Here is a 22,894-nt window from a genome sequence, read left to right on the forward strand (position 1 = left end):
GACATCCTCAGCCCCCAACTGCCCACCCTCCACCGGAAACCCAACGCCCTCGGCGTCGCCGTGGAGCCCGTCAGCCTCGGTCCGTGGACCGTCGCCCCGGCCGTGAAGCCCTTCGCCCTCGTCGTGAAGCCCTTCGCCCTTGTCGTGGAGCCCCTCAGCCTCGGCCACGTACCCCCGCCCCCGCGCGCGGTTCGACCACTCCCCCCACCGTGAACCCGATCACCGCGCCGCCGCCCTCGCGTCGTAGGGCGAAGGGGGATCCGGCGTGGGCGAGGGCCACCTCGCGGACGATGGAGAGGCCGAGGCCGGAGCCGGGGAGGGAGCGGGCGTCGGCGGCGCGGTAGAAGCGGTCGAAGATGCGGAAGAGGTCGGTCTCGGAGACTCCGGGGCCTCGGTCCAGGACCTCTACGCGGACCGTGCCGGGGCGAGCCGGGCCCGAGACCGCGATCTCGATCGGGGTCTGGCCCGCGCGGTCGAACTTGGCCGCGTTCTCGACCAGGTTGGAGATCGCGCGCTGGAGCATGCCGGGGCGGCCGTCGGTCGTCGTGTCGCCGCTCGCGCGGACGGTGATGTCGCGGCCGGTGCGGCGGCGGGCCAGGACCGCGACGTCCTCGGCGATGTCGGCGAGGTCGACCTGCTGGGGCGGTTCGGTGTCGGACTGGCCGGCCGCGAGGTCGACCAACTCGTTGACGAGGTCGGTGAGTTCGCGGGCCTCCTGCGAGAGGTCGGCGACCAGTTCCTCGCGGGTCCCGGGCGGGAGTTCGTCCATGCGGCGGAGCAGGGAGATGTTCGTGCGCAACGACGTGAGGGGGGTGCGGAGTTCGTGGCCCGCGTCCTGGATCAGGCGGCGCTGGTCCTCCTCCGACTGCGCGAGCCGGCCGAGCATCCGGTCGAAGGCGCGACCCAGGCGGCCCACCTCGTCGTAGCCGGTGACGGGGACCTGCACGCCGAGGCGGCGGGTGCGGGCCACGTCCTCGGCCGCCGCGGTGAGGATGATGAGGCGGCGCGTGATGCGCCTGGCCAGCCACCAGCCGCACAGGCCGGCCAGTACCACGACCGCCGCCATCAGCACGAACGTCCGCTGCTGCAAGGCCCGCAGCAGATCCTCCGTGTCGCTGAACTCCTGCGCCACCTGCACCGCCCCCTGCCCGCGGCCGAGCGAGACGGTCGCGATGCGGTACACGTCCTCGGCGACGGCGACGTCCTTGTGCTCGACCGTCTTCCCGGCCACCTTCTCGCCCGCGACCGCCCGGTCGTCACCGGTGACGGGCAGCGCCGGGCTGCCGCTGTCGAGGACACCGCCGGCCGGCCCGAGCACCTGCACGTCCGTACGGGCCGGCCGCACGATGTCGTGGCCTGGCGCGGAGGAGGAGAAGTCGTCGGGCGTCATCTGGTGCGTGCGCACCTCGTCCTGCAGGTCCTGGACGACCTGGTCGAACACGGATTCCTGGTCGACGCGGACCAGCCGGGCCGCCGCGCCGTAGGAGAGCACGCCGACGAGGAGGGTGACGGCGGCGGTCACCGCCGCGAAGGACAGCACGAAGGTCGTACGGAGCGAGACGAGTCTCGGCCGCCGGGCGGCCACCAGCCGCCGCAGGCGGCCCACTCAGTCCTCCCGCAGCACGTAACCCACGCCACGCACCGTGTGGATCAGCTGCGGTGCGCCGGGCTCGTCGAGCTTGCGGCGCAGATAGCCGACGTAGACGGCGAGGTTCTTGGAGCCGGGGCCGAAGTCGTAGCCCCAGATGCGGTCGTAGATCGTGGAGTGGTCGAGGACGATGCCCGCGTTGCGCACCAGCAGTTCGAGGAGTTCGAACTCGGTGCGGGTCAGCTCCAGTTCGCGGGTCCCGCGCCAGACGCGGCGGGCCTGGAGGTCCATGCGCAGACCGGCCGCCGAGATCTGCTTGTCGGAGGCGGAGGAGGAGAACGGCGAGGACGGCGACGGGGACTGCGGCTCGTCCCGGAGTACGTCGCCGGGCGCGCCCGGGACGCCGTTCGCCGGGACCGGGCTGGTGCGGCGGAGCAGGGCGCGCAGCCTCGCGAAGACCTCCTCGACGTCGAAGGGCTTCACCACGTAGTCGTCGGCGCCCGCGTCCAGGCCCGCGATGCGGTCGGCGGTCTCCACGAGGGCGGTCAGCATGAGGATCGGGGTGCGGTCGCCCTCGGCGCGCAGTACCCGGCAGACCTGGAGGCCGTCGATGCCGGGCATCATGACGTCGAGAAGCAGCACGTCCGGTGGGGTGCGGTGGGCCTGCGCGAGCGCCTCGACACCGTCGGCGACCGCGGTCACCTGGTAGCCCTCCAGGGTCAGGGCCCGCTCCAGGGCATGACGGATGGCACGGTCGTCTTCGGCGAGCAGCACAGTCTGGGGCACGTCCCCCAGTGTGCCAAGGCCTCCGGCGGTTGACCGGTGGGGGCAGGTCTACGATCACCCTTTTTACCTGCCTCTCACCGTGGTGGACGCAACCCGGTGCCAGCTCCTACCGTCTTCTCACGGTCGGCTGGTGCGGGCGTCCCTGGGGGCTCCGCCCCCAGACCCCCATCGGCCCTGAAGGGGCCTCGTCCTCAAACGCCGGACGGGCTGGATAGTGCCGCACGGGATCAAAGGGTGCCGGACGGGAACAGAGGGCGCAGGCCGGACGAGATGGCACGCCCCCAGCGGACAGGCGGGAATCCGGGACGACGGAACCTCGGCCTCACCCACCAGACAGGCCGGATTTCGCCAGCCGGGATCAAAGGGTGCCGGCCGGGCGAGAATGCGCGCCCCCCAGCGGGCGGCTGGGGGTTCGGGACGGCGGGACCTCGACCTCACGCATCGGACGGGCCGGATGATGCCAGCCGGTGCCCAGAAGCGCGCCCGAAGGTCACGCGCCCGACGAAACCGACAGCGCCGCCAGCTGCTCCGCGAACGGTACGACCGTCTGCTTCTTCTCCGGGCGGGCCGTCGACAGGCCGGACATCAGCGCGCCCAGCTCCCCCGCCGCCCGGTCGATCCGCTCGGGCAGGCCCTCCGCGCCCCAGTCCTCGGAGGCGGCGTAGACACCGGTCGGGACGACCACGGCCCGCAGGTACGCGAACAGTGGGCGAAGGGCGTGCTCCAGTACCAGCGAGTGGCGTGCGCTGCCGCCCGTCGCCGCGATCAGTACCGGCTTTCCGGTCAGCGCGTCCTTGTCCAGGACGTCGAAGAAGGACTTGAAGAGTCCGCTGTACGACGCGGAGAACACCGGGGTGACGACGATCAGCCCGTCGGCCTCCGTCACCGCGTCCAGCGCGGCGGCGAGGGAACGGCCGGGGAAGCCGTTGGTGAAGTTGTGCGCTATCTCCACGGCGAGGTCGCGCAGCTCCACGACCTGGATGTCGACGGGGGTCCGGCGGTCCACCGCCGCTGCCAGCCGGTCGGCCAGCAGACGGGTGGACGAGGGGACGCTCAGCCCCGCCGAGACGACTACGAGCTTCATGCGACGGTCACCTTCTCCGAAGCGGCTGCGAGCAGCGACTGATGGGTCGGTGCCTCCGGCACCTCCGCCGGGCGGTTCACCGCGAACTCCTTGCGCAGGACCGGTACGACCTCCTCGCCCAGCAGGTCGAGCTGCTCCAGGACGGTCTTCAGCGGCAGGCCCGCGTGGTCCAGCAGGAACAGCTGACGCTGGTAGTCGCCGGCGTAGTCCCGGAACGCGAGGGTCTTCTCGATGACCTCCTGCGGGGAGCCGACGGTCAGCGGGGTCTGGTCGGTGAAGTCCTCCAGGGAGGGCCCGTGGCCGTAGACCGGGGCGTTGTCGAAGTACGGGCGGAACTCGTTCACCGCGTCCTGGGAGTTCTTGCGCATGAAGACCTGGCCGCCGAGGCCGACGATGGCCTGCTCCGGCGTGCCGTGGCCGTAGTGCGCGTACCGCTCCCGGTACAGCTCGACCATCCGCTTGGTGTGGTCGGCCGGCCAGAAGATGTTGTTGTGGAAGAAGCCGTCGCCGTAGAAGGCGGCCTGTTCGGCGATCTCGGGCGAGCGGATCGAGCCGTGCCAGACGAACGGCGGTACGTCGTCCAGCGGGCGGGGCGTGGAGGTGAAGCCCTGGAGCGGGGAGCGGAACTTGCCCTCCCAGTTCACGACGTCCTCGCGCCACAGGCGGCGCAGCAGGGCGTAGTTCTCGATGGCGAGGTTGATGCCCTGCCGGATGTCCTGCCCGAACCAGGGGTAGACCGGGCCGGTGTTGCCGCGGCCCATCATCAGGTCGACCCGGCCGTCGGCCAGGTGCTGGAGCATCGCGAAGTCCTCGGCGATCTTCACCGGGTCGTTGGTGGTGATGAGGGTGGTGGAGGTGGAGAGGATCAGCTTCTCGGTGCGGGCCGCGATGTAGCCGAGCATCGTCGTCGGGGACGAGGGCACGAACGGCGGGTTGTGGTGCTCGCCGGTCGCGAAGACGTCGAGCCCGACCTCCTCGGCCTTCAGCGCGATGGCGACCATGGCCTTGATGCGCTCACGCTCGGTCGGCGTCCGTCCGGTGGTCGGGTCCGGTGTGACGTCGCCGACGCTGAAGATCCCGAACTGCATGGTCGTTCACCCTCCAGGTTGTTGATTATTCAACTATACCCTCCAACGGCCACCCCGCCGCACATATTCCGGCCCCCGGGACGCGGCCCTCCGCCCACTGTCAGTGCCTCGTCCTACGATCCCGACATGGCCGCCGCACGCCGTGACACCCGAGGAATCGTCGACCCCGCCGAACTCCTCACCCGCGTCCGCTTCCGCCGCCCCGAACCCGCCCCGCCCCTGCGCCCGTACGTCGAGCACTACTGGCTGATCGACTGGGACCTCACCGAGCCCTACGTCTCCCACGTCGTCCCGCACCCGGCCGTGCACATCGTCTTCCAGCGGCTCGCCGGCGAGGACGCCTTCGTCGAGATCGCGGGCATCCCGCACGGCCTCTTCGCCCAGAAGCTGGAGGGGCGGGGGCGGGTGTGCGGGATCAAGTTCCGGCCGGGTGCCTTCCGGACCGTCGCCCCCGACCGCCCGGTGTCGGAGTGGACGGGGGCGCGGGTGCGGCAGCCCGAGGTGTTCCCGGACACCGACCCCGCCACCGTCCTCGACCCGCCCGACGAACGCGACCGCGTCGCCGCACTCGACGCCTTCCTGCTCGCCCTCGGCCCCCGCCCGGACCCGCAGGCCGAACTGGCCACCACCCTCGTCGACCGCATCCGCGCCGACCGCACGATCCGCCGCGTCACCGACTTCGCCCGCGCCGAGGGCCTGTCCGTACGACTGCTCCAGCGCCTCTTCGCCGCGTACGTCGGCGTCGGCCCCAAGTGGGTCATCCTGCGCTACCGCATCCACGAGGCCCTGGAGCGCGCCGGCGCCGACGAACCCGTGGACTGGGCGGGCCTCGCCGCCGACCTGGGCTACGCCGACCAGGCCCACCTGGTCCGCGACTTCACGTCGACGGTCGGGGTGTCCCCCACGGCGTACGCGCAGAGCGCACAGGGGGCGCCGGGCGGGCGCTGACCGACACCTGCGGGGCCGGGTCCACCGCACGCTGATAGTTTTCGCAGCGGTCGGACAAGAGCGGGGAGTGAGACCTGATGAACCGAGCTCAGGCCCTGGTCCGCTGGTCCACCGCGGACAACAACCCCGTCCAGGTCTTCGGCACCGCGGTAGCCGTCACCGTCGGCGCGGTCACCGTACGCCCGACCGGGGCGTCCGGTACCGGGCTCGCCGTGCTGTGTCTGCTCGTCCTGGTGTCGCTGCTGCTGTGCACCCGGCTCATCCCCGAAGGCCACTTCTCACCGGGTGCGCAGCTCGCCGTGCTGTGCGCCTGGTCGGCGGGGGCCGCCGCGCTGATGGGCCTGGACCGCTCCGGGGCCTCGGCGCTGTTCGCGTACTTCGCCACCGGCCACGCCGGTTACCGCCTCGACAGCCGCCGCTCACTGCCCTTCGCGGCGGCCACCAGCGCCCTGTGCGCCGGTGTGCTGCTGCTGCCGTGGGGCGCCCACGGCACCTCGTGGATCGTCGGCGCCTTCACCGGTGTCAGTGTGCTGGTCGGTATCTCCAACCGGGCCCACACCGCCGCGCTGCGCTCCGCGCGGGCCGCCGCCGAGCAGGCCGAGCTGGCCGCGCGGGCCGTGGCGCGGGCGGAGGCGCTGGCCGAGCGGGCCCGGATCGCCCGGGACGTGCACGACGTGCTGGCCCACTCGCTGGCCGGGGTGAACATGCAACTGGAGGTCACCGACGCCCTGTTGGAGTCCGGTGACATCGACCGGGCCCGGGAGGCGGCCCGGCGGGCGCAGAGTCTGGTCCGCTCGGGGCTGACCGAGGTGCAGCGCACCGTCGGAGACCTGCGTGAGGACGCGCTGCCGCTGGTGGAGACGCTGCGCTCGCTGCTCGCGTCCGCCTCCGACGCCGGTACGCTGACCGTCGACGGGCCGCAGCGTGAACTGCCCGTCCGCCTCGCCCAGGTGATCGTGCGCTGCGCCCAGGAGGCGCTGACCAACGCGCACAAGTACGCGCCCGGCGCCCCGGTCCGGATGCGCCTGGAGTATCTGGAGCATGCGGGACAGCAGGCTGAGGAGACCGTCTTCGAGGTGGTGAACTCCGCGCCGCCGGAAGGCTCGCGGCCCTTGGCCGGTGCGGGGAGCGGGATGGGTCTGGTCGGGATGCGTGAGCGGCTCGACCTGGTGGGCGGCACGGTGACGGCCGGGCCGATCGTGGACGGCGAGGACGCAGGAGGCTGGCAGGTGCGCGTGGTGATCCCGGGATGAGCGACGAGCGGCGGGGGCAGGGGCCGGGCCAACAGCCGCCTGTTGTCAGGGTGGTTGTGGCCGACGACCAGACCGCGGTGCGCGAGGCGCTGGCGACCGTACTGGATCTGCAGTCCGGTGTGGAGGTCGTGGCGACCGCGAAGGACGGCGGGGAGGCCGTGCGGGCGGCCGAGGAGCACGCGCCCGATGTGATCCTGATGGATCTCAACATGCCCCGGGTGGACGGGGTGGAGGCCACCCGGCTGATCGGCGAACGCTTCCCCAAGGTCGCCGTCGTGGTGCTCACCACCTTCGCCGACGAGGAGTACATCCTCGCCGCGCTCGGCGCCGGCGCCCGCGGCTACCTGACCAAGGAGTCCGGCCGGGAGGACATCACCCGCGCCGTGCGGGCGGCTGCCGCCGGGCAGTCCGTGCTCGACCCCGCCGTGCGGGACCGGCTCGTCGCCGCGGCCGCGCGGGGCGGTGCCCCCGTCCAGCGGCCGGGCGCCGGACTCGCCCCGGACCTCACCCCCCGGGAGGTGGAGGTGCTCACGCTGATCGGCGAGGGGCTCACCAACCGGGGCATCGCCGAGCGGCTGGTGGTGAGCGAGGCCACGGTGAAGACCCATATCAACAACCTCTTCTCCAAGGCTCATCTGCGGGACCGGGCGCATGCCGTGCAGTACGCGTTCGTCCACGGACTGGTCAAGACACCTGGGTGAGGGCCTGCCCCTGGGCGACGGCCGGCGCCAGGAGGCGCACGCGGGCCAGGAGCAGGAACACCCGGGTGAGGACCATGGCCAGCGCCATGATGACGAAGAACGGCGCGATGGCGTCCTCGACTATGTGGTGCTCCGCCATGAACGTGCCGAGGTGGTCGCGGAACCAGGTGTTGTGCTCGGCCAGGTAGATGAAGGCGATGCGCAGGCCGACCACGGCCGTCCAGATCGCGACGAACCCGACGCCGCAGCGGGTGTGGACCTTGCCCGAGACCGGATCCCGCTCGACACCGGTGGTGAGGGTGGCGACGACTCCGCACGCCAGCCCGATCGCGGCGCCCACCAGATAGACCACGATGTCGACGTCCTGGCTGGGCATCCCCTTCAGATAGAAGTAGCCGATCGCGGACACCGTGCCGATCGGCATCAGCACCTTGTGCAGGTCGTACTTCCGACGCCCGTACTGCGTCAGCATCATCACCGCGAAGATGCCCCCGCTGATCGTCAGCGCCTGCTCCATGTCCGTCATGACGTCCCACTCCTCGGTCTCCGGCGGTCGCCCCGCCACGCGTTTTCCTGAGACCGACTCTCCCGCCGACACCGAAAAACCTCCCGGACCCACGGGTGGAAATCCGGGTGGAGACACAGGGTGGAGCCTTCCCCTAGGGGCGGCTCGGGGGTCTGGGCGGAGGGGGCCGGACGCCGAGAGGAGCCGACCTCCAAGGCATCAGGAAATCGAGGACCACCGAAAGCCGAGGAGCCCCCGCGCCAAGGAATCCGGGAGCCGAGGAACTGCCGCACGCCAAGGCGACCGGAGGCCCAGGAGCGGGCACCAACGGGACCGCAAGCCCAGGAAGGCCGGGGGCGCGGGGACTGAACACCAAGGCGACCGGATGCCCAGGGCCGGGCGCCACCGGGACCGGAAGCCGAGGAGAGCCCGGTGCCGAAAGGACCGGATGCCCAGGCGACCGGATGCCCAGGGACGGACGCCAACAGCACCGAATGCCAAGGAGGCCCGGCACCGAATGGGCCAGGCGGCCACGCGCCCAGCGAGGCAGACGCGAGGCAGCCCGGTGCCCAGGCGGCCGAAAGCCGGTGAGGGCCGGTGCCGAAGGAACCGGAAGCCATGGAGGCCCGGTGCCAAAGGAACCGGAAGCCGGGGAGGCCCGGTACCAAATGAGCCAGGAGCAAGCAGACCAGGCACCCGAGCGAGCCAGGCGGCCAGGCGCCAAGACGGCCGAAAACCGAGGGAGGCCAGGCGCCAAGAGGGTCAGGTGCCGAAGGGCCGGGCGCCACCGGGACCGGTAGCCGAGGAGAGCCCGGTGCCGAAAGGACCGGATGCCCAGGCGACCGGATGCCCAGGGACGGACGCCAACGGGACCGAATGCCAGGGAGGCCCGGCACCGAATGGGCCAGGCGGCCACGCGCCCAGCGAGGCAGGCGCGAGGCAGCCCGGTGCCCGGGGGACCGGAAGCCGGTGAGAGCCGGTGCCGAAGGGAGCGGATACCGAAGCGACCGGAAGCCGAGGAGAGCCGATACCGAAGCGACCGGAAGCCGAGGAGAGGCGATACCGAAGCGACCGGAAGCCGAGGAGAGGCGATACCGAAGCGACCGGGTACCGAAGCGGCCGGAAGCCGGTGGAGGCGACGGAGTCGGGCGTCGCGGGGACCGAATCGCCTACGGCACCAGCACCAGCCGTCCCCGCACCCCGCCCTCCGCGAGTCGTGCATGCGCTGCGGGCGCGTCCGCCAGGGGGTACGTGTCCGCCACCCGCAGTGTCAGTACGCCCTTCTCCACCAGGGCGACCAGTTCGGCGAGGCGGGTGCCGTCCGGGCTCACCTCCACCGCGCCGGTGCGCACCCCGCGCTCCGGGGCCGGCGCGGCCTGCGGGATCACCCCCGTGTACGCGCCGCCGTCCCGCACCCACGCCAGCGCCCGCTCCCCGAGGACCGCCGCGTCCAGCACCGCGTCGACGCTGCCCGCCGGTACGCCCTCGCTGGTGAACTCGGCGGCGCCCAGGGCCCGTACGAACTCCTCGTCACCGGCCCGGGCGAGCCCGGTCACCAACACCCCGCGCTGCACGGCGAGTTGGACGGCGAAGGCGCCGACGGCCCCCGCCGCGCCCGTCACCAGAAGTGTCTGACCCGGCGTCAATTCCAGTAGATCCAGGGCCTGTACGGCGGTCAGCGCGTTCAGGGGCAGAGTGGCGGCGTGCACCGCGTCCACGCCCTCCGGTGCCTTCGCCACCGCGTCCGCGTCGACGACGACGTACTCGGCGTGCGTGCCCAGCGGCTTGACCGCGCCGTAGTGCAGGGCGACCACCTCGTCGCCGACCTGCCACGCGCCGGCGCCACCCGTCGCGTCCACCGTCCCGGCCACGTCCCAGCCCAGTCCGAGCCGCTCGCCCGCGCCCCCGAACGCGCCCGCGCGCACCCCGGCGTCCACCGGGTTCAGCGCGGCCGCCGCGACCTTGATCCGTACCTGCCGGGCGCCCGGCTCGGGAATTTCCGTCTCCACGACCCGAACCGCCTCGGGCCCGCCGAACGTCGTCACCACTGCAGCACGCATGCCGGACAGCTCCTCGTATGGGGTGTTCGCTTCGGTATCTCCTCAGCTGCCGACAACCCTAGGAAGAGCTACTATCCATCGGGAAGTAGTTACCCGAAGGTGCCTACCTACCCCGCAAGTGAGTGGAAGTGAACGGAGGCCACGGCCCATGGCGACCATGACAGCGGCCCAGAAGCGCGATCAGGCACGTGTCGAGTACGACGCGTTCATCCGCGAGTGCCCCACCAACCAGCTTCTCGACCGCATCAGCGACAAGTGGGTCAGCCTCGTCGTCGCCGCCCTGTCCCGCGGCCCGATGCGCTACAGCGACCTCGCCCGCAAGATCGCCGGCGTCAGCCCCAAGATGCTGACGCAGACGCTCCGTTCACTGGAACGCGACGGCATCCTCTCCCGCACGGTCACCCCGTCCGTCCCGGTCCGCGTCGACTACGAACTCACCCCGCTCGGCGCCAGCCTGAGCATGCTGCTGCTCGCCGTGAAGGCCTGGGCGGAGACCCACATCGAGGAGGTCCACGAGGCGCGCGGGCGCTACGACGGGGACGACGGGACGCCCTCGTAGGCCTGGCGCCCGCCTAGACCTCCCCCGCCCGCAGCCGCGCGATCTGCCGCCCGCTGAACTCCACCGTCCGCCTCATGTGCCCGACGATCACGGCGAGTTCGGCGTCGGCGAGGTCGTCGAAGAGCCTGAACCAGCCACCGCCCAGCCGGTTCCACATCCGCCCGAACTCGGTGATCTTCTCCGGGACGGTCGCCACCAGCACCCGCCGCCGGTCCTCCGCGTCCCGCTCCCGGACGACGTACCCCGCCCGCTCCAGCCGGTCCACGAGCCGCGTCGCCGACCCGGTCGTCAGCCCGGTCAGCTCGGCGATCCGGCCCGTCGTCACCGGCCCCGCCTCCAGCGTGAGCAGGTTCAGACACTGCAGATCGGTGGGGTGCAGCCCGAGGCGGTCGGCGACGGCCTGGTTGAACAGGGCGTACGACGCCATGTACCGGCGCGAGACGGTGGACAACTCGTCCAGCAGCCGCGCCCGCGCGTTCCCGGACATGTCGTACCCCTCGTCGCCTGTGCCGTGCGGAGATCGAGATCGTACGACGAGCTCGGCCAAGTGGCTCAGGGGTACTAGGGGCGTGGCTCAGAAGTAGTAGGTGTCACCGGTGTCGAGGACGAGGACCCGCTGCTGGTCGTTGGCCCGGTTCCCGTCCACCGCGCCGCCGCCCCACACCGTGTCCAGCTCCAGCAGCACCTCGGAGGACGCGTCCCGCAGCCCAACCCGCAGCTCGATCCGCTCGCCCACCTCGTCCGCCGCCAGCGCCCCCGTCCGGCACACCACCGCCCGCTCCCCCGACCGCGCACACCCCTCGGGCAGCGTCTGCCGGTCCGCGAGCGGCTTCGACCAGCGCAGCCGTACGGTCGCGTCGGGGACGGCGGACGGGCCGTGGTTGCGCGGGGTGAACCGCACGTCGATCCGGCCGGCCGTCATGGCGACGGAGCCGTGATAGGAGAGGTCCGCCTCAGGAGCCGACGCGTCGGGAAGACCGGGCGCCGCTCCCATCACCGCGAACGCGGCACCCACTACGGCGCCGACCCGTAGTACCCGTACGACTGCTCGCATGCCATCCACTCCTCTGTACGCCCGTGCACCACCGCCGGGGTCGTACGGATGTATCCCACGCGGGGCACGCGACAGGCGCCGTCCATCAGGTGACACCCGTGTGGTCGGGTGACGCCCGTGTGATGGGGTGGCGGTCATGCTCGTACTTCGTTCCGCGGCCCTCTTCGTCCTCGCCGCCGTCTTCGAGATCGGCGGCGCCTGGCTGGTCTGGCAGGGGGTGCGCGAACACCGCGGCTGGCTGTGGATCGGCGGCGGGGTCATGGCCCTCGGCGTGTACGGCTTCGTCGCCACCTTCCAGCCCGACGCCCACTTCGGCCGCATCCTCGCGGCGTACGGCGGGATCTTCGTCGCCGGATCACTGGCCTGGGGCGCGGTCGCGGACGGCTACCGGCCCGACCGCTGGGACATCACCGGCGCCCTGATCTGCCTGGCCGGGATGGCCGTGATCATGTGGGCACCACGCGGAAACTGAGCCGCCGCCGACCCCGCCTATCCTGGACGGAGTCGTACGCACGAACCAGTTGATCCCTCCCGAGGAGCAGCCCATGGCCACCGCCGCACCGTCCGCCGCCTCCCGTATCGCGGTCGTCACCGGGGCGAGCGGCGGAATCGGCGCCGCCACGGCCCGCCGGCTCGCCGCGGCCGGTTACCGCGTCGTCCTCACCGCCCGCCGCAAGGACCGCATCGAGGCGCTGGCCGAGGAGATCAACAAGGCGGGCCACAAGGCGACGGCGTACGAGCTCGACGTCACCGACCGGAGCGCGGTCGACGAGTTCGCGACCGCCTTCAAGACGATCGGCGTGCTGATCAACAACGCGGGCGGCGCGCTCGGCGCCGACCCGGTCGCGACCGGCGACCCCGCCGACTGGCGCACGATGTACGAGACGAACGTCCTCGGCACACTGAACGTCACCCAGGCCCTGCTCCCCGCCCTCACCGCGAGCGGCGACGGCACGGTCGTGGTCGTCTCCTCCACCGCCGGCCACGGCACGTACGAGGGCGGCGCGGGCTATGTCGCCGCCAAGCACGGCGCCCACGTCCTCGCCGAGACGCTGCGCCTGGAGATCGTCGGCACCCCGGTCCGGGTCATCGAGATCGCACCGGGCATGGTCAAGACGGACGAGTTCGCGCTGACCCGGTTCGGCGGGGACGCGGAGAAGGCGGCGAAGGTCTACGCGGGCGTCGCCGAACCGCTCACGGCGGACGACGTGGCCGACACGATCTCCTGGGCGGTCACCCGCCCCAGCCACGTCAACATCGACCTCCTCGTCGTCCGCCCCCGCGCCCAGGCCTCGAACACCAAGGTCCACCGGGAGCTGTGATGCCCGACGAGAAGGGCAACCCGGACAACTCCCAAGAGGCCCTGGACAAGCGCCGGTTGGCCGAGGAGACCAGGAACGAGCGCAAGGTCTGGTACTTCCTCGCCTACTTCCTCTTCGGCATCCACATCGTCGCGTTCGTGATGATCTACGCGGTGATCCACGCGCCGAACAAGTAAGGAAGTGAGGCGCGGCGGCCGGACGCATAAAGTCACCGTCCGTGGACAGACACCTCCCCTTCGACGAGCTCCCCAACTTCCGTGACCTGGGCGGCTACCCGACCCCGGACGGCCGCCGCGTCCGCCCCGGGCTCCTCTACCGGGCCGACTCCCTGGGCAAGTTGACCGAGAACACGGACGACTGGACCCGCTTCCTCGGCCTCGGGATCGGCACGGTGATCGACCTGCGCTACCCCTGGGAGATCGAGCGCAGGGGCCGTGTCCCGGAGCACGAGTCGTTCACGTACCACAACCTGAGCATCGAGCATCGCCCTTACGACCAGGCGGTGTTGACCCCCGACATCGACCCGGGGCCGTACCTGGCGGAGCGGTACGCGGAGGTGGCCGAGGACGGTACGGAGGAGATCGCAAGGGCGCTGGAACTGATCGCGGAGGCGGCCGAGCGGGGCACCCCCCTCGTCTTCCACTGCGCGTCCGGCAAGGACCGCACCGGCCTGCTCGCGGCACTGGTCCTCGGCCTGCTCGGCGTCCCCGAGGAGACGATCGTCGAGGACTTCACCCTCACCGAACTGGCCACCCCCGCCCTCCTGTTGGCCTGGCAGGCCCGCAACGGCGGCCGCAGCCCGGTCTGGCCGGCCTGGGGGCATGCCCCGGAAGCGGTCATGCGCCGGTTCCTTGCCGGACTGACCAGCCGCTACGGCTCGGTCGAGGGCTATGTGACCAAGGCCCTGTCCCTGGACGCCACCGCCCTCTCAACCACCCTGCGCGACAAGCTGCTTGAGGAACAGCCCACCGGCTGGCCGGAGTTGACCTACCGCAAGGCCACCGAAGCGGACGCCGTCGCGCTCGTCCGCCTCCGGGACAGCGCGGCCCTGTGGCAACTGGCCCGGGGCATCGACCAGTGGAAGCCCGGCGAGAAGGACGAGGCCCACTTCCTGCGGCGCGTGCGGGAGGGCGAGGTGTGGCTGGCGTACGCCGACGAGGCCCTGGCCGGCGCCTGCGAACTCTGGTGGGACGATCCGGCCGCCTGGGGCCCGCGCCCGCCCGACGCGGGCTACGTCCACCGCCTGATGACAACCCCGCACACGGCACCGCCGGGCACGGGACGACGGCTACTCGCGCGGGCGGAGTCCCGTATCACCGCGACGGGCCGCCCGTACGCCCGCCTCGACTGCCTCTCCGCCAACCCCCGTCTGCGCGCCTACTACGAGTCGGCCGGCTACACCGTCGTAGGCGAACAGCGGGCGAAGGACGGCGGGTTGGGGAGCCCGTACGCGGTGACGCTGATGGAGAAGCGGCTCGGCGGCTGAGCCAGGACCCGGCCGGTGGTGCCTATGTGCGCTGGCGGAAGATCCACTCGCGGACGCCTTCGATGGTGTACGCGATCGGCCAGGTGGAGTTGTGCTCGACGCCGTGCGCGTTGGCCAGGCCTCCGGGCAGGGTCGAACCCTTCTTGAACGTCGCGTAGTTGACCGTGGTGCCCTTGGCCGCCATGGCCTTGACGTCCGCGGCGAACTCCGCCGCCGTGGACTGGCCGTCCCAGACCGCCCGGCTCACCTTGGTCCCGGCCTTCTCGACGACGGCCATGATGGCGTTCTCGCCCGGATACGCCTTGGTGTCGCCCTGCGAGACCGTGACCCAGAGGTTCTTCTTCGCCAGCGGCGCGGCCTGGGCGGCGGGCCACTGGCCGGCGACGACCCACGAAGCGGCGAAGAGGTCGGGGTACTTGATGTTCAGGCCGAGGGTCATCATCGCCCCCATGGACTGGCCGGTGGAGTACAGCCGTTCGGTGTCGATGCTGTACTTGCCGGTCAGCTCCCGGACCAGGTCGGCGGTGGTGTCGAAGAGCGACGTCGGCTTGTAGTCGTCGCCGACGACCACCTCCGGGTACTGCGGCGCCAGCACGAACGCCGGCCGCTCCGCCTGCTCCTCCGGAGCCGCCCAACACACCGCGCCAAGACCCTGCACCAGCGTCGCCCGCACGGTCGTGCTGATCAGGCTCGCGTCGTGCATGAAGAGGACCAGCGGATAGGACTTGGTGCGGTCGTAGCCCTTCGGGACGTAGAGGTTGTACGGCAGTGACCTGCCGGTCTTCGGGTCCTTGTACGTGAACTGCCGGAAGTCGTCGACGATCAGGTTCACGGTGTGGCCGGTGGCGACCTTGGTGTCGGCGGCGGCGGTGTAGCGGGTGCCGCCGGTCGTCGTGACGGTGCCCGACTGGACGACGGTGGCCTTCGCCGCCTTGATGGTGGCGGGGCCGCCGGTGGAGCCGACCTGGGGACCGGGGATGACGTAGGGGCTGCCAGTGGCAGCGGGCGAAGCCGACGCCGACGGCTGAGCGCTCCCCGCCGCACCCCCGCCCACGCCTCCCCACAACAACGCGCCGTCGTCGTCCGGGGAGAGCTCCACGATGACGTACGGCCCGTCCTTGCCCTGGTCGGCGAGGGCCGCGCCGGTGTTGGCGTAGACCTTGGTGACGGTCCGCCCCTCGACGGTGAAGGACGTCTTCGTGAGGGTGGCGTTGTCGATCGCGGTGTCGTACTCGACGGCCACGGCGATGAACTTCTGCCCGTCGCCGTAGACCTGGGTGATGGCGGTGGCGCCTTTCACCTGCCCGCCACCACTGCTACTACCGCTGTCACTGTCGGAGTCGCAGGCCGCGAGGCCCGACGCGGCGGCCACCGCCGTCGTCCCCACCCCCACGACCCGCGCTAAGAATGCGCGCCTTGTCGTCATTTTCCGCACCTCAGTCCAGGGACTTGATAATGCGCCCGATACGGGTGGCGGCCTTCTCCGCGGTGCCCTGGATGTAGAAGCCGTCGACCGCCTCGTAGGTGACGTGGTCGAAATTCCATGTGTCGGGCATGTTCTTGGCGCCGCCCTCGAACATCGACATGACGAAAGTGCTGGAGAACGACGAATTCTCGCGGATCGTGTTCGCGGTGGTCGTGGACAACTCCGGTTCCACACCGGCGAAGACGCCCTTGCCGACCTGGAAGACCCAGATCGGCACCTGGGCGGAGCCGGTGGGTGTGAAGGTGACGGTCTTGGTCGGCGCGCCGGCCTGCGGGCCCGTCACCTGCGTCGTGGTGATGTCGTCGGTGACCAGCCGCACCACGACCTTCTTGCCGCTCTCGTACTTGCTGATCCCCTGGGCCACCCGCACGATCTCGTTGCCGAGCCGTTCGCCCTGCGCGGTGAGCAGCGCGAAGCCGGCGTCGTGCAGATCGACGCCGTAGGTCCAGCCCTTGTCCTTGTCGATCGTGTACCGCTTCGAGCGGTAGGCCGGGAACTGGTCGCCGCACGCGCCGACGAGCCAGAAGCCGACCGCGCCGGGGTACTGGGTCTCGACGTGCGCGACGGCCGCGCCGGCGAGGTCGGCGGTGATGGGCAGGGTGCCGTCGGCCATGACGGAGTCCTGCATCACGCAGGACTGCACGTTGTAGTTGGTCAGGACGGCGATGGGGTTGCCGTCGAGGTCGTTGAAGCGGGCGACGTACACGCCCTTGTCGGACGGGAGTTGCTCGTTGACGCCGAGCCAGTAGCCGTCGGCGGTGGAGACGTTGCGGTTGACGTTGACGTCGGAGCGGCCGGTGCCGTAGCCGACCTCGGCGTCCTGGAGGTTCTTGACGGCGTCGGCGACGGCGGACTTGGTGGCGGCGACGATGTTCTGGACATAGGCCGCCGCCCCCGCCGAGGACGAACTCGCCTGGACGTGCGGCGCGGAGAAGCAGTGCGTGACGGTGACCATGATGTTCGCGGCGGTGACACCGCTGGCCGCGGTGATCGCGGTCCGCATCAGCGCGATCGCCTCCGCGCTGATCGAGGTCAGGTCCAGCACGGCCAGCGCGATCCGGCGGGAGCCGGACTCCACCAGCAGCACACGGACGTTGAGGTCGTCGTGCACGGCGGTGAAGTTGTCCAGCGGCAGGAGCGAGGCCGCGGGGGTGAACGCGGCCTTGCCGGCACCGACCTTCAGCCCTGCCGCCGCCTTGGTGGCGGCCTGCGCGGAGCCGGCACCGCCGACCACGGTCGCCGCGAGCGCGGTCGCCGCACCGGCGGCCACAACGGTCCGCCGGCTCAACTCGCTCTGATTCTGGTACCGCTCAGACATGTGCTGTCCTCCGAGACGCTGCGGGTGGGTTTGGCGAAACACCCAGGCAGCATCACAGCGATATTCGAGGCCAGCAATAAGGAACGCGCGCAACCAATGCTTTCACAAACGGCACACCAATTAAAATGCGCCAGTCGCCGTGAATTCACAGAAATAGGGCGCGAATTCACAGCGATCTCAGAGAGTCCTCAGAGCACATTTGGGTTCGTGGTCACGAATCCTGGGATCCGCCGACGTCAAAGGCCCTTCAGGACACGATCGAGTGCGGACCGGCCCACGGGCCCCCAGTTCGACTTGCCGCCCGGCAGGCCGAGGTCGCCGTTCCGACCCATCGACATCAGGAACAGGCTCTTCATCGCGGCCAGCCCGCGCGCCCGTCGCACCGCCGCATCGTCCGCCCGCGCGTACCTGTCGAAGAACCGTGCGGCGCCACCCGCCGGGAGCAGCAGCCACGCGGCCACCAGGTCCCACGCCGGGTCGCCGGCGAAGAGCGCGCCGAAGTCGACGACACCGGCCAGTGTCCCGTCCGCGACGACGACGTTCGCGGGATGCAGATCGCCGTGGACCCACATAGGCGGGCCCTCCCACTCCGGGGCCGCCACCGCCTCTCCCCAGACGTCACGGATTCCGTCGGCGAGGTCGGCGGGAGCGGCCTGGAAGAAGTGCTCGAAGCCGTCCGCACAGTGCTTGGGGTGGGCACCGAAGTCCGCGGAGGCCGGTGCGTCGGCGGGTGCCTCCACGTGCAGCGCGCCGAGGAAGCCCGCCAGGGTGTCGGCCGCGTGGTCGCCGAGAGTGATCGAGCCGTGGTCCAACGGCGTGCCCTCGACCCACGTCATCACGGTCCACATCTTGGGAAAACGCTCGGACGGCACACCGTCCCGCACGGGCACCGGAATCGGCAGCGGCAGACGCGGGGCCAGCACCGGCAGCCACCGGCGCTCCTTGAACTGCGGATCGGGGCTCGTGTCCATCCGCTGCATCCGAACGGCCAACTCGTCCCCGAGCCGCCACATCTGATTGCCCCAGCCGCCCACCACTTCACGGATGGGCAACTCGGCCAGATCCGGATGCTGCTCCCGAAGCAGGCCGCGCACCAGGTCCTCGCTGATCTCCTTCTCGGATTCGATCATGCGGAGCCACAGTACGGGAGGCGGCCGGAGGGCCGCCACGCATCTCTGGGTTCACCCACAAGGGTGAACCGTATCGATCACCAGCACGTCGTCCGAACGGTCGATCCAGGCTCGCGCCACAACATCAACACGACGGCCCTCGACCGGGACTGGCATCCCGACCGAGGGCCTGACCAGCACGGAAGTAGGGCTTCCCTGTGGCTGATTGCGAGCCTATCGCTCACCGGTTCATGGACCTGACAGTCCCTGAGTACGCGTACATGTTCGGGTTCTTGCAGGCGGACGGGCATCTCTACCAAGGGGCCGGGCAGAAAGGCCGTCTGTCCGTCGAGCTCAACGCGCGGGACATCGATCTACTGCGCGAGTTCCAGAAACTGACGCCGTACTACAGCAGCGTCCGCGAGCGCACACGGTCCACGAACTTCATCGAGACCGCACACTCGGCGGTCTGGAGTCTCTGCGCCCTCGAAGCCAGGACCAGGGTCAATGAGCTGGGGCTGCCTTACGGTCGCAAGTCCAAGAGCGTCGCCCCTCCTACAGGCGAGTTCTCAAGTCGCGACTACCTCCGAGGACCCATCGACGCAGACGGTTCGGTGGGGCACACGAACAAGGGCACCCCCTTCATCTCTCTGACTACGGCCAGTACAGCCATTGGCACTTACCTGTGCTTCTACGCATGGCAGATCACAGGTGTCGATCGCCATTCGCGGCGCAACCAGCGGGACGGCGTCTACAACATCACCTACGTGGGCAAGGCTGCCCGCTCTCTGACTGAGCACCTCTACTACTCGAACCGCCTGTCGCTGAAGCGCAAGCAGTCAGCTGCCGACAGCGTCGCGGCCTGGGTCCGTCCGGCCGGCAGGAAGCCAGGGCCGGAGCGGATCCAATGGACTTCCGACAAGGACAGGATCCTGCTCTCCGCGCCAACAATCGACGACGCCTGCGCCGAGTTGGGCCATTCTCGGAACGCGTGCCGAGCGCGGCTCACGAAACTGCTCGAAGGCACGGTGCCTCTACCCAACTGAACAGCACGGTGGGGCACGGCTCCTCCGCCGCGCCCCACCGATGTAGCTAACCCTTCACGCACACAACCTGCTTCAGCTTGGCCACGACCTCCACGAGGTCCCGCTGCTGATCGATGACCTGCTCGATCGGCTTGTACGCGCCAGGGATCTCGTCCACGACGCCGGAGTCCTTGCGGCACTCCACACCCCGCGTCTGCTCCTCCAGGTCCTTGGTCGAGAAACGGCGCTTGGCCGCGTTGCGGCTCATACGGCGACCGGCGCCGTGGGAGGCCGAGTTGAAGGCCTTCTCGTTGCCGAGGCCCTTCACGATGTACGAACCCGTGCCCATCGAGCCCGGGATGATCCCGTACTCGCCGGAACCGGCGCGGATCGCTCCCTTACGGGTGACGAGCAGGTCCATGCCCTCGTACCGCTCCTCGCTCACGTAGTTGTGGTGACACGAGATCTCCGGCTCGAAGGCCGGCTTCGCCTTCTTGAACTCCTTGCGGATCACGTCCTTCAGGAGCGCCATCATGAGGGTGCGGTTGTACTTCGCGTACTCCTGCGCCCAGAACAGGTCGTTGCGGTACGCCGCCATCTGCGGGGTGTCCGCGATGAAGACGGCGAGGTCGCGGTCGACAAGCCCCTGGTTGTGCGGGAGCTTCTGCGCCGTGCCGATGTGGTGCTCGGCCAGTTCCTTGCCGATGTTGCGGGATCCGGAGTGGAGCATAAGCCACACATCCCCCTGCATATCTATGCAGACCTCGGTAAAATGATTCCCTCCGCCGAGCGTCCCCATCTGCTTCGCAGCCCGCTCCTCCCGGAACTTCACCGCATCCGCAACCCCCTCGAACCGCCCCCAGAAGTCGTCCCACCCCGCAGTAGCGAACCCATGCATCCGCCCCGGATCCACCGGACTGTCATGCATCCCCCGCCCTACCGGAATCGCCTGCTCGATCTTCGAGCGCAGGCGGGACAGGTCACCGGGGAGGTCGTTGGCCGTGAGGGAGGTCTTGACCGCGGACATTCCGCAGCCGATGTCGACGCCGACCGCGGCCGGGCAGACCGCGCCCTGCATCGCGATGACCGAGCCGACCGTCGCGCCCTTGCCGTAGTGGACGTCGGGCATGACGGCGAGGCCCTTGATCCAGGGGAGGGTGGCGACGTTGCGGAGTTGCTGGAGGGCGCCCTCCTCGACCGACGCCGGGTCGGTCCACATGCGGATGGGTACCTTCGCGCCCGGTATCTCTACGTACGACATTTCGTCCTCATTCCCCCGAAAAACAACAGAAGTCTAAAATCGCAAAACCGGCGCCAAGGTCAACGAAAGGGACACCGGACCGGCGTTCACGGCTGTGCGTGCGATACACATTGTCTCCAGGGGGTCCCCCGGTGCGGCAAGCGATTAACCAGCGGGGACACTGGCAGGACCCTTGATCATCGTGCAGAGCCCTTGATCGTCGTCGAGAGGAGCCCGACCGTGCAGCGGAAGGCATACGTACCGGGCGCCGCCACGCTCCTCGTGGCGCTGCTGGCCGGCTGCACGAGCGGTTCGGGCAGTGGGGGTACTACGGACGACGCCAATCCGGGCGACGCCGGTACCGCGACCGCGGCGGCCCAGCCGGGCAAGTACCGCACGCTTCCGGAGCCCTGCGGAGCCGTCAGCCAGAGCACGCTGGACTCCCTGCTCCCCGGCATCAAGCAGATCACGGACGCGGACCAGCGCGCGGCGGCCTACGCGGGCGAGGCGACGCTGACGTACGACACGGACCGCAAGGTGGGCTGCCGCTGGAAGGTGGAGTCCACGGACGCGACCGACCATCTGCTGGTCGACTTCGAGCGGGTGGTGTCGTACGACAACGCCGTGAGCGACGACAGCCAGGCGAAGACGATCTTCGCGACGAAGGAGACGGCGGCGGATCTCCCGGAGCCGGCCGCCGGCACGAGCGGCGCGTCGGACTCGGCCACCCCCTCGACCTCGGCCTCGACGTCGGCCTCCGCCACCCCCACCGCATCCTCTTCCGCGTCCACGTCCGCCTCCCCCTCGGACTCCACCACCCCGTCCGCCCTCCAGCCCCGCACGCTCTCCGATCTCGGTGACGAGGCGTTCCTCGACGACGCGTTGAGCAGCTCCGGTTCGACGGCCAAGCAGCGGACGGTGACTGTGGTGTTTCGCACGTCCAACGTCATTGTGACGATCGAGTACGAGGAGCAGCCGGCGACGGTCGGCGTGATCCCGGACAGCCAGAAGATGCAGGACAGGGCGCGGAAACTGGCCGCGCAGCTGGCCGACTCGCTCAACGGTTAGCGGCTCGTACGGCCGGTTCCGGGCCCCCGTTCAAAGCCCGTGAACGGAGACCGCACAGCTGACTCACCGCGTACCGTGGCCCCTCGGACCCGATCCGACGGCAGGAACCACGAGCGTCATGAGTGAAGGAACAATGCATCAACCAGCACAGCGTGACCAGCAGACCCACCAGCGAGCGAAGCGTCTCCACCGCGTCCTTGTCTGCGCGGCGGCGGTCCCGGTGATGCTGATCGCGGCCGGCTGCTCCTCGGACTCCGGTTCGGACGGCGGCTCGGCGAAGGACACGGCCGGTCTCGGCGCGACGACCTCGGCGGACGCCACGGCCGCTCCGACGGTGCAGGCGGCGGCGTACAAGAAGTTGCCGGAGCCGTGTGCGGTGCTGTCGAAGAAGACGTTGACCGATCTGGTCCCGGAGGGGGCCAAGTCGGGCAAGGAGGGTACGTCGACGGACACCGCGTCGCGCGGCAGCTGCTCCTGGACGAGCCTGGACAACAACGGGGTCAAGGGTTCGCAGTTCCGCTGGCTGAACGTGTCGTTGCTGCGGTTCGACTCCTCGCAGACGCAGGGCGAGGGCGACAAGCTGGCGGCGTCGTACTACGCGAAGCAGGTGCAGGAGGCGCAGTCGGTCACCGGCGCGAAGAACACCAAGTCGGTGCCGGTCGCGGGTGCGGGCGACGAGGCCACGGCGGTGCGCTACGACCTGAAGAAGAAGGAAGGCGCCTTCAAGCAGCAGACGGTGGTGGCGCGGGTCGAGAACGTGGTCGTCACGGTCGACTACAACGGCGCGGGCCTCGCGGGCGACAAGACGCCGAGCGCGGACACGTTGACGAAGGCGGCGGAGAAGGCCGTGAAGGAGGCCGTGGCGGCGGTCACGTCGGCCAACGGCAGCGGCGGCACGCCCTCGGCGCCCGCCTCGAAGTCCGCGTCGCCCTCCAAGTCGGCGTCCCCCTCCGCCTCGCCGTCCAAGTCGGCGTCGAAAGCGTCTCCTTCCGCTTCTGCGAGCAAGAAGAGCTGACCGTCACATCTACACCGTTTTTGACCCTCAACTCGCAGGTCAGCCAAGCCTTTTGACGGAGCCCGGCCCCTCTTCGGTGCCGGGCTCCTGGCGGACCGGCACCCGGGACGCCGCACACATGTGCCACCCTGTTCCGCGCAAGACCATGCAAGGGGAGGGGAGTACGGGTGTCCGCGCCCATTCAGCTCACACGTATGCA

General features: G+C 70.2%; 24 protein-coding genes. 12 read left to right on the plus strand and 12 right to left on the minus strand.

The genetic code is table 11. The features are described from left to right. A partial coding sequence (locus SSP08S_RS63155) for a hypothetical protein (RefSeq protein ID WP_218006700.1) occupies nt 1-213 on the plus strand: 213 nt, incomplete at its 5' end. Here the strand turns inward: SSP08S_RS63155 and SSP08S_RS53400 are convergent. From SSP08S_RS53400 to SSP08S_RS53415, 4 genes are all read right to left on the minus strand, one after another. Further along, nucleotides 155-1,606: a sensor histidine kinase gene (locus tag SSP08S_RS53400; RefSeq protein WP_019075845.1), complete on the minus strand. Its 1,452-nt coding sequence runs from the start codon at nt 1,604-1,606 to the stop codon at nt 155-157. The two genes, SSP08S_RS63155 and SSP08S_RS53400, sit on opposite strands and share 59 nt — an antisense overlap. Next, nucleotides 1,607-2,374, minus strand: a complete 768-nt coding sequence (locus tag SSP08S_RS53405; protein ID WP_078532904.1) for a response regulator transcription factor — start codon at nt 2,372-2,374, stop codon at nt 1,607-1,609. Between the two features lie 490 nt (nt 2,375-2,864). Then, complete coding sequence (locus SSP08S_RS53410) at nt 2,865-3,458, minus strand: FMN reductase (RefSeq protein WP_019075847.1); 594 nt, start codon at nt 3,456-3,458, stop codon at nt 2,865-2,867. Continuing rightward, nucleotides 3,455-4,546 (minus strand): LLM class flavin-dependent oxidoreductase, encoded by a 1,092-nt coding sequence (locus SSP08S_RS53415; protein ID WP_019075848.1) that lies wholly within the window; start codon nt 4,544-4,546, stop codon nt 3,455-3,457. Before SSP08S_RS53415 ends, SSP08S_RS53410 begins: the two co-directional genes overlap by 4 nt. Before the next feature lie 126 nt (nt 4,547-4,672). Between SSP08S_RS53415 and SSP08S_RS53420 the strand changes: the two genes are divergently transcribed. From SSP08S_RS53420 to SSP08S_RS53430, 3 genes are all read left to right on the plus strand, one after another. After that, nucleotides 4,673-5,494, plus strand: a complete 822-nt coding sequence (locus tag SSP08S_RS53420; protein WP_019075849.1) for a helix-turn-helix domain-containing protein — start codon at nt 4,673-4,675, stop codon at nt 5,492-5,494. A 77-nt stretch (nt 5,495-5,571) separates the two neighbouring features. Beyond that, nucleotides 5,572-6,747: a sensor histidine kinase gene (locus SSP08S_RS53425; protein ID WP_019075850.1), complete on the plus strand. Its 1,176-nt coding sequence runs from the start codon at nt 5,572-5,574 to the stop codon at nt 6,745-6,747. Next, nucleotides 6,744-7,448: a response regulator transcription factor gene (locus SSP08S_RS53430; RefSeq protein WP_026179608.1), complete on the plus strand. Its 705-nt coding sequence runs from the start codon at nt 6,744-6,746 to the stop codon at nt 7,446-7,448. The genes SSP08S_RS53425 and SSP08S_RS53430 overlap by 4 nt, the downstream gene beginning before the upstream one ends. On the opposite strand, the gene SSP08S_RS53435 is transcribed toward SSP08S_RS53430, so the two are convergent. Together SSP08S_RS53435 and SSP08S_RS53440 are read right to left on the minus strand one after the other, a co-directional pair. After that, complete coding sequence (locus tag SSP08S_RS53435; protein ID WP_019075852.1) at nt 7,432-8,013, minus strand: hypothetical protein; 582 nt, start codon at nt 8,011-8,013, stop codon at nt 7,432-7,434. The genes SSP08S_RS53430 and SSP08S_RS53435 overlap by 17 nt on opposite strands. A 1,109-nt stretch (nt 8,014-9,122) precedes the next feature. Further along, entirely contained in the window at nt 9,123-10,013 is an 891-nt protein-coding gene (locus tag SSP08S_RS53440) for an NADP-dependent oxidoreductase (protein WP_026179609.1), read from the minus strand. Between the two features lie 148 nt (nt 10,014-10,161). Between SSP08S_RS53440 and SSP08S_RS53445 the strand changes: the two genes are divergently transcribed. Next, nucleotides 10,162-10,572 carry a winged helix-turn-helix transcriptional regulator gene (locus SSP08S_RS53445; protein WP_019075854.1) on the plus strand — a complete coding sequence of 137 codons (411 nt, stop codon included), beginning with the start codon at nt 10,162-10,164 and terminating at the stop codon, nt 10,570-10,572. Between the two features lie 13 nt (nt 10,573-10,585). On the opposite strand, the gene SSP08S_RS53450 is transcribed toward SSP08S_RS53445, so the two are convergent. Together SSP08S_RS53450 and SSP08S_RS53455 are read right to left on the minus strand one after the other, a co-directional pair. Beyond that, a complete protein-coding gene (locus SSP08S_RS53450; RefSeq protein ID WP_019075855.1) occupies nt 10,586-11,059 on the minus strand; it encodes a MarR family winged helix-turn-helix transcriptional regulator in 474 nt (157 codons plus the stop codon). An 87-nt stretch (nt 11,060-11,146) separates the two neighbouring features. Next, entirely contained in the window at nt 11,147-11,626 is a 480-nt protein-coding gene (locus SSP08S_RS53455; RefSeq protein WP_019075856.1) for a hypothetical protein, read from the minus strand. Nucleotides 11,627-11,762: 136 nt separating this feature from the next. On the opposite strand from SSP08S_RS53455, the gene SSP08S_RS53460 reads away from it, so the two are divergent. The 4 genes from SSP08S_RS53460 (at nt 11,763) to SSP08S_RS53475 (ending at nt 14,434) form a co-directional block, all read left to right on the plus strand. Next, on the plus strand, nt 11,763-12,098 hold the full coding sequence (locus SSP08S_RS53460; protein ID WP_019075857.1) for a YnfA family protein: 336 nt from the start codon (nt 11,763-11,765) through the stop codon (nt 12,096-12,098). 73 nt (nt 12,099-12,171) lie between these two features. Next, nucleotides 12,172-12,948 (plus strand): SDR family NAD(P)-dependent oxidoreductase, encoded by a 777-nt coding sequence (locus SSP08S_RS53465; protein WP_019075858.1) that lies wholly within the window; start codon nt 12,172-12,174, stop codon nt 12,946-12,948. Next, the gene (locus SSP08S_RS62805) at nt 12,948-13,124 is read left to right on the plus strand and encodes a hypothetical protein (protein WP_019075859.1); all 177 of its coding nucleotides are present in this window, start codon (nt 12,948-12,950) and stop codon (nt 13,122-13,124) included. The genes SSP08S_RS53465 and SSP08S_RS62805 overlap by 1 nt, the downstream gene beginning before the upstream one ends. A 41-nt stretch (nt 13,125-13,165) precedes the next feature. Continuing rightward, nucleotides 13,166-14,434: a GNAT family N-acetyltransferase gene (locus tag SSP08S_RS53475; protein ID WP_019075860.1), complete on the plus strand. Its 1,269-nt coding sequence runs from the start codon at nt 13,166-13,168 to the stop codon at nt 14,432-14,434. Between the two features lie 22 nt (nt 14,435-14,456). Here SSP08S_RS53475 and SSP08S_RS53480 read toward each other — a convergent pair whose 3' ends face one another. The 3 genes from SSP08S_RS53480 to SSP08S_RS53490 all read right to left on the minus strand — a co-directional run bounded on the left by SSP08S_RS53480 (nt 14,457) and on the right by SSP08S_RS53490 (nt 18,368). Beyond that, nucleotides 14,457-15,860, minus strand: coding sequence for a PHB depolymerase family esterase (locus tag SSP08S_RS53480; RefSeq protein ID WP_043260470.1), 1,404 nt, complete (start codon nt 15,858-15,860; stop codon nt 14,457-14,459). Nucleotides 15,861-15,870: 10 nt separating this feature from the next. After that, nucleotides 15,871-17,238 carry a hypothetical protein gene (locus SSP08S_RS53485; RefSeq protein ID WP_019075862.1) on the minus strand — a complete coding sequence of 456 codons (1,368 nt, stop codon included), beginning with the start codon at nt 17,236-17,238 and terminating at the stop codon, nt 15,871-15,873. A 236-nt stretch (nt 17,239-17,474) separates the two neighbouring features. Then, nucleotides 17,475-18,368, minus strand: coding sequence for an aminoglycoside phosphotransferase family protein (locus tag SSP08S_RS53490; RefSeq protein ID WP_026179610.1), 894 nt, complete (start codon nt 18,366-18,368; stop codon nt 17,475-17,477). A gap of 230 nt (nt 18,369-18,598) precedes the next feature. On the opposite strand from SSP08S_RS53490, the gene SSP08S_RS53495 reads away from it, so the two are divergent. Next, nucleotides 18,599-19,393: an LAGLIDADG family homing endonuclease gene (locus tag SSP08S_RS53495; RefSeq protein ID WP_169400796.1), complete on the plus strand. Its 795-nt coding sequence runs from the start codon at nt 18,599-18,601 to the stop codon at nt 19,391-19,393. Between the two features lie 46 nt (nt 19,394-19,439). Here SSP08S_RS53495 and SSP08S_RS53500 read toward each other — a convergent pair whose 3' ends face one another. After that, nucleotides 19,440-20,633 (minus strand): RtcB family protein, encoded by a 1,194-nt coding sequence (locus SSP08S_RS53500; protein ID WP_019075865.1) that lies wholly within the window; start codon nt 20,631-20,633, stop codon nt 19,440-19,442. A 219-nt stretch (nt 20,634-20,852) separates the two neighbouring features. Between SSP08S_RS53500 and SSP08S_RS62980 the strand changes: the two genes are divergently transcribed. Next, nucleotides 20,853-21,680: a hypothetical protein gene (locus SSP08S_RS62980; protein WP_026179611.1), complete on the plus strand. Its 828-nt coding sequence runs from the start codon at nt 20,853-20,855 to the stop codon at nt 21,678-21,680. A 118-nt stretch (nt 21,681-21,798) separates the two neighbouring features. Further along, a complete protein-coding gene (locus SSP08S_RS53510) occupies nt 21,799-22,695 on the plus strand; it encodes a hypothetical protein (protein WP_026179612.1) in 897 nt (298 codons plus the stop codon). Nucleotides 22,696-22,894: the final 199 nt, after the last annotated feature.

The organism is Streptomyces hokutonensis (assembly GCF_000376565.1).
In the GTDB taxonomy this organism is placed as follows: domain Bacteria; phylum Actinomycetota; class Actinomycetes; order Streptomycetales; family Streptomycetaceae; genus Streptomyces; species Streptomyces hokutonensis.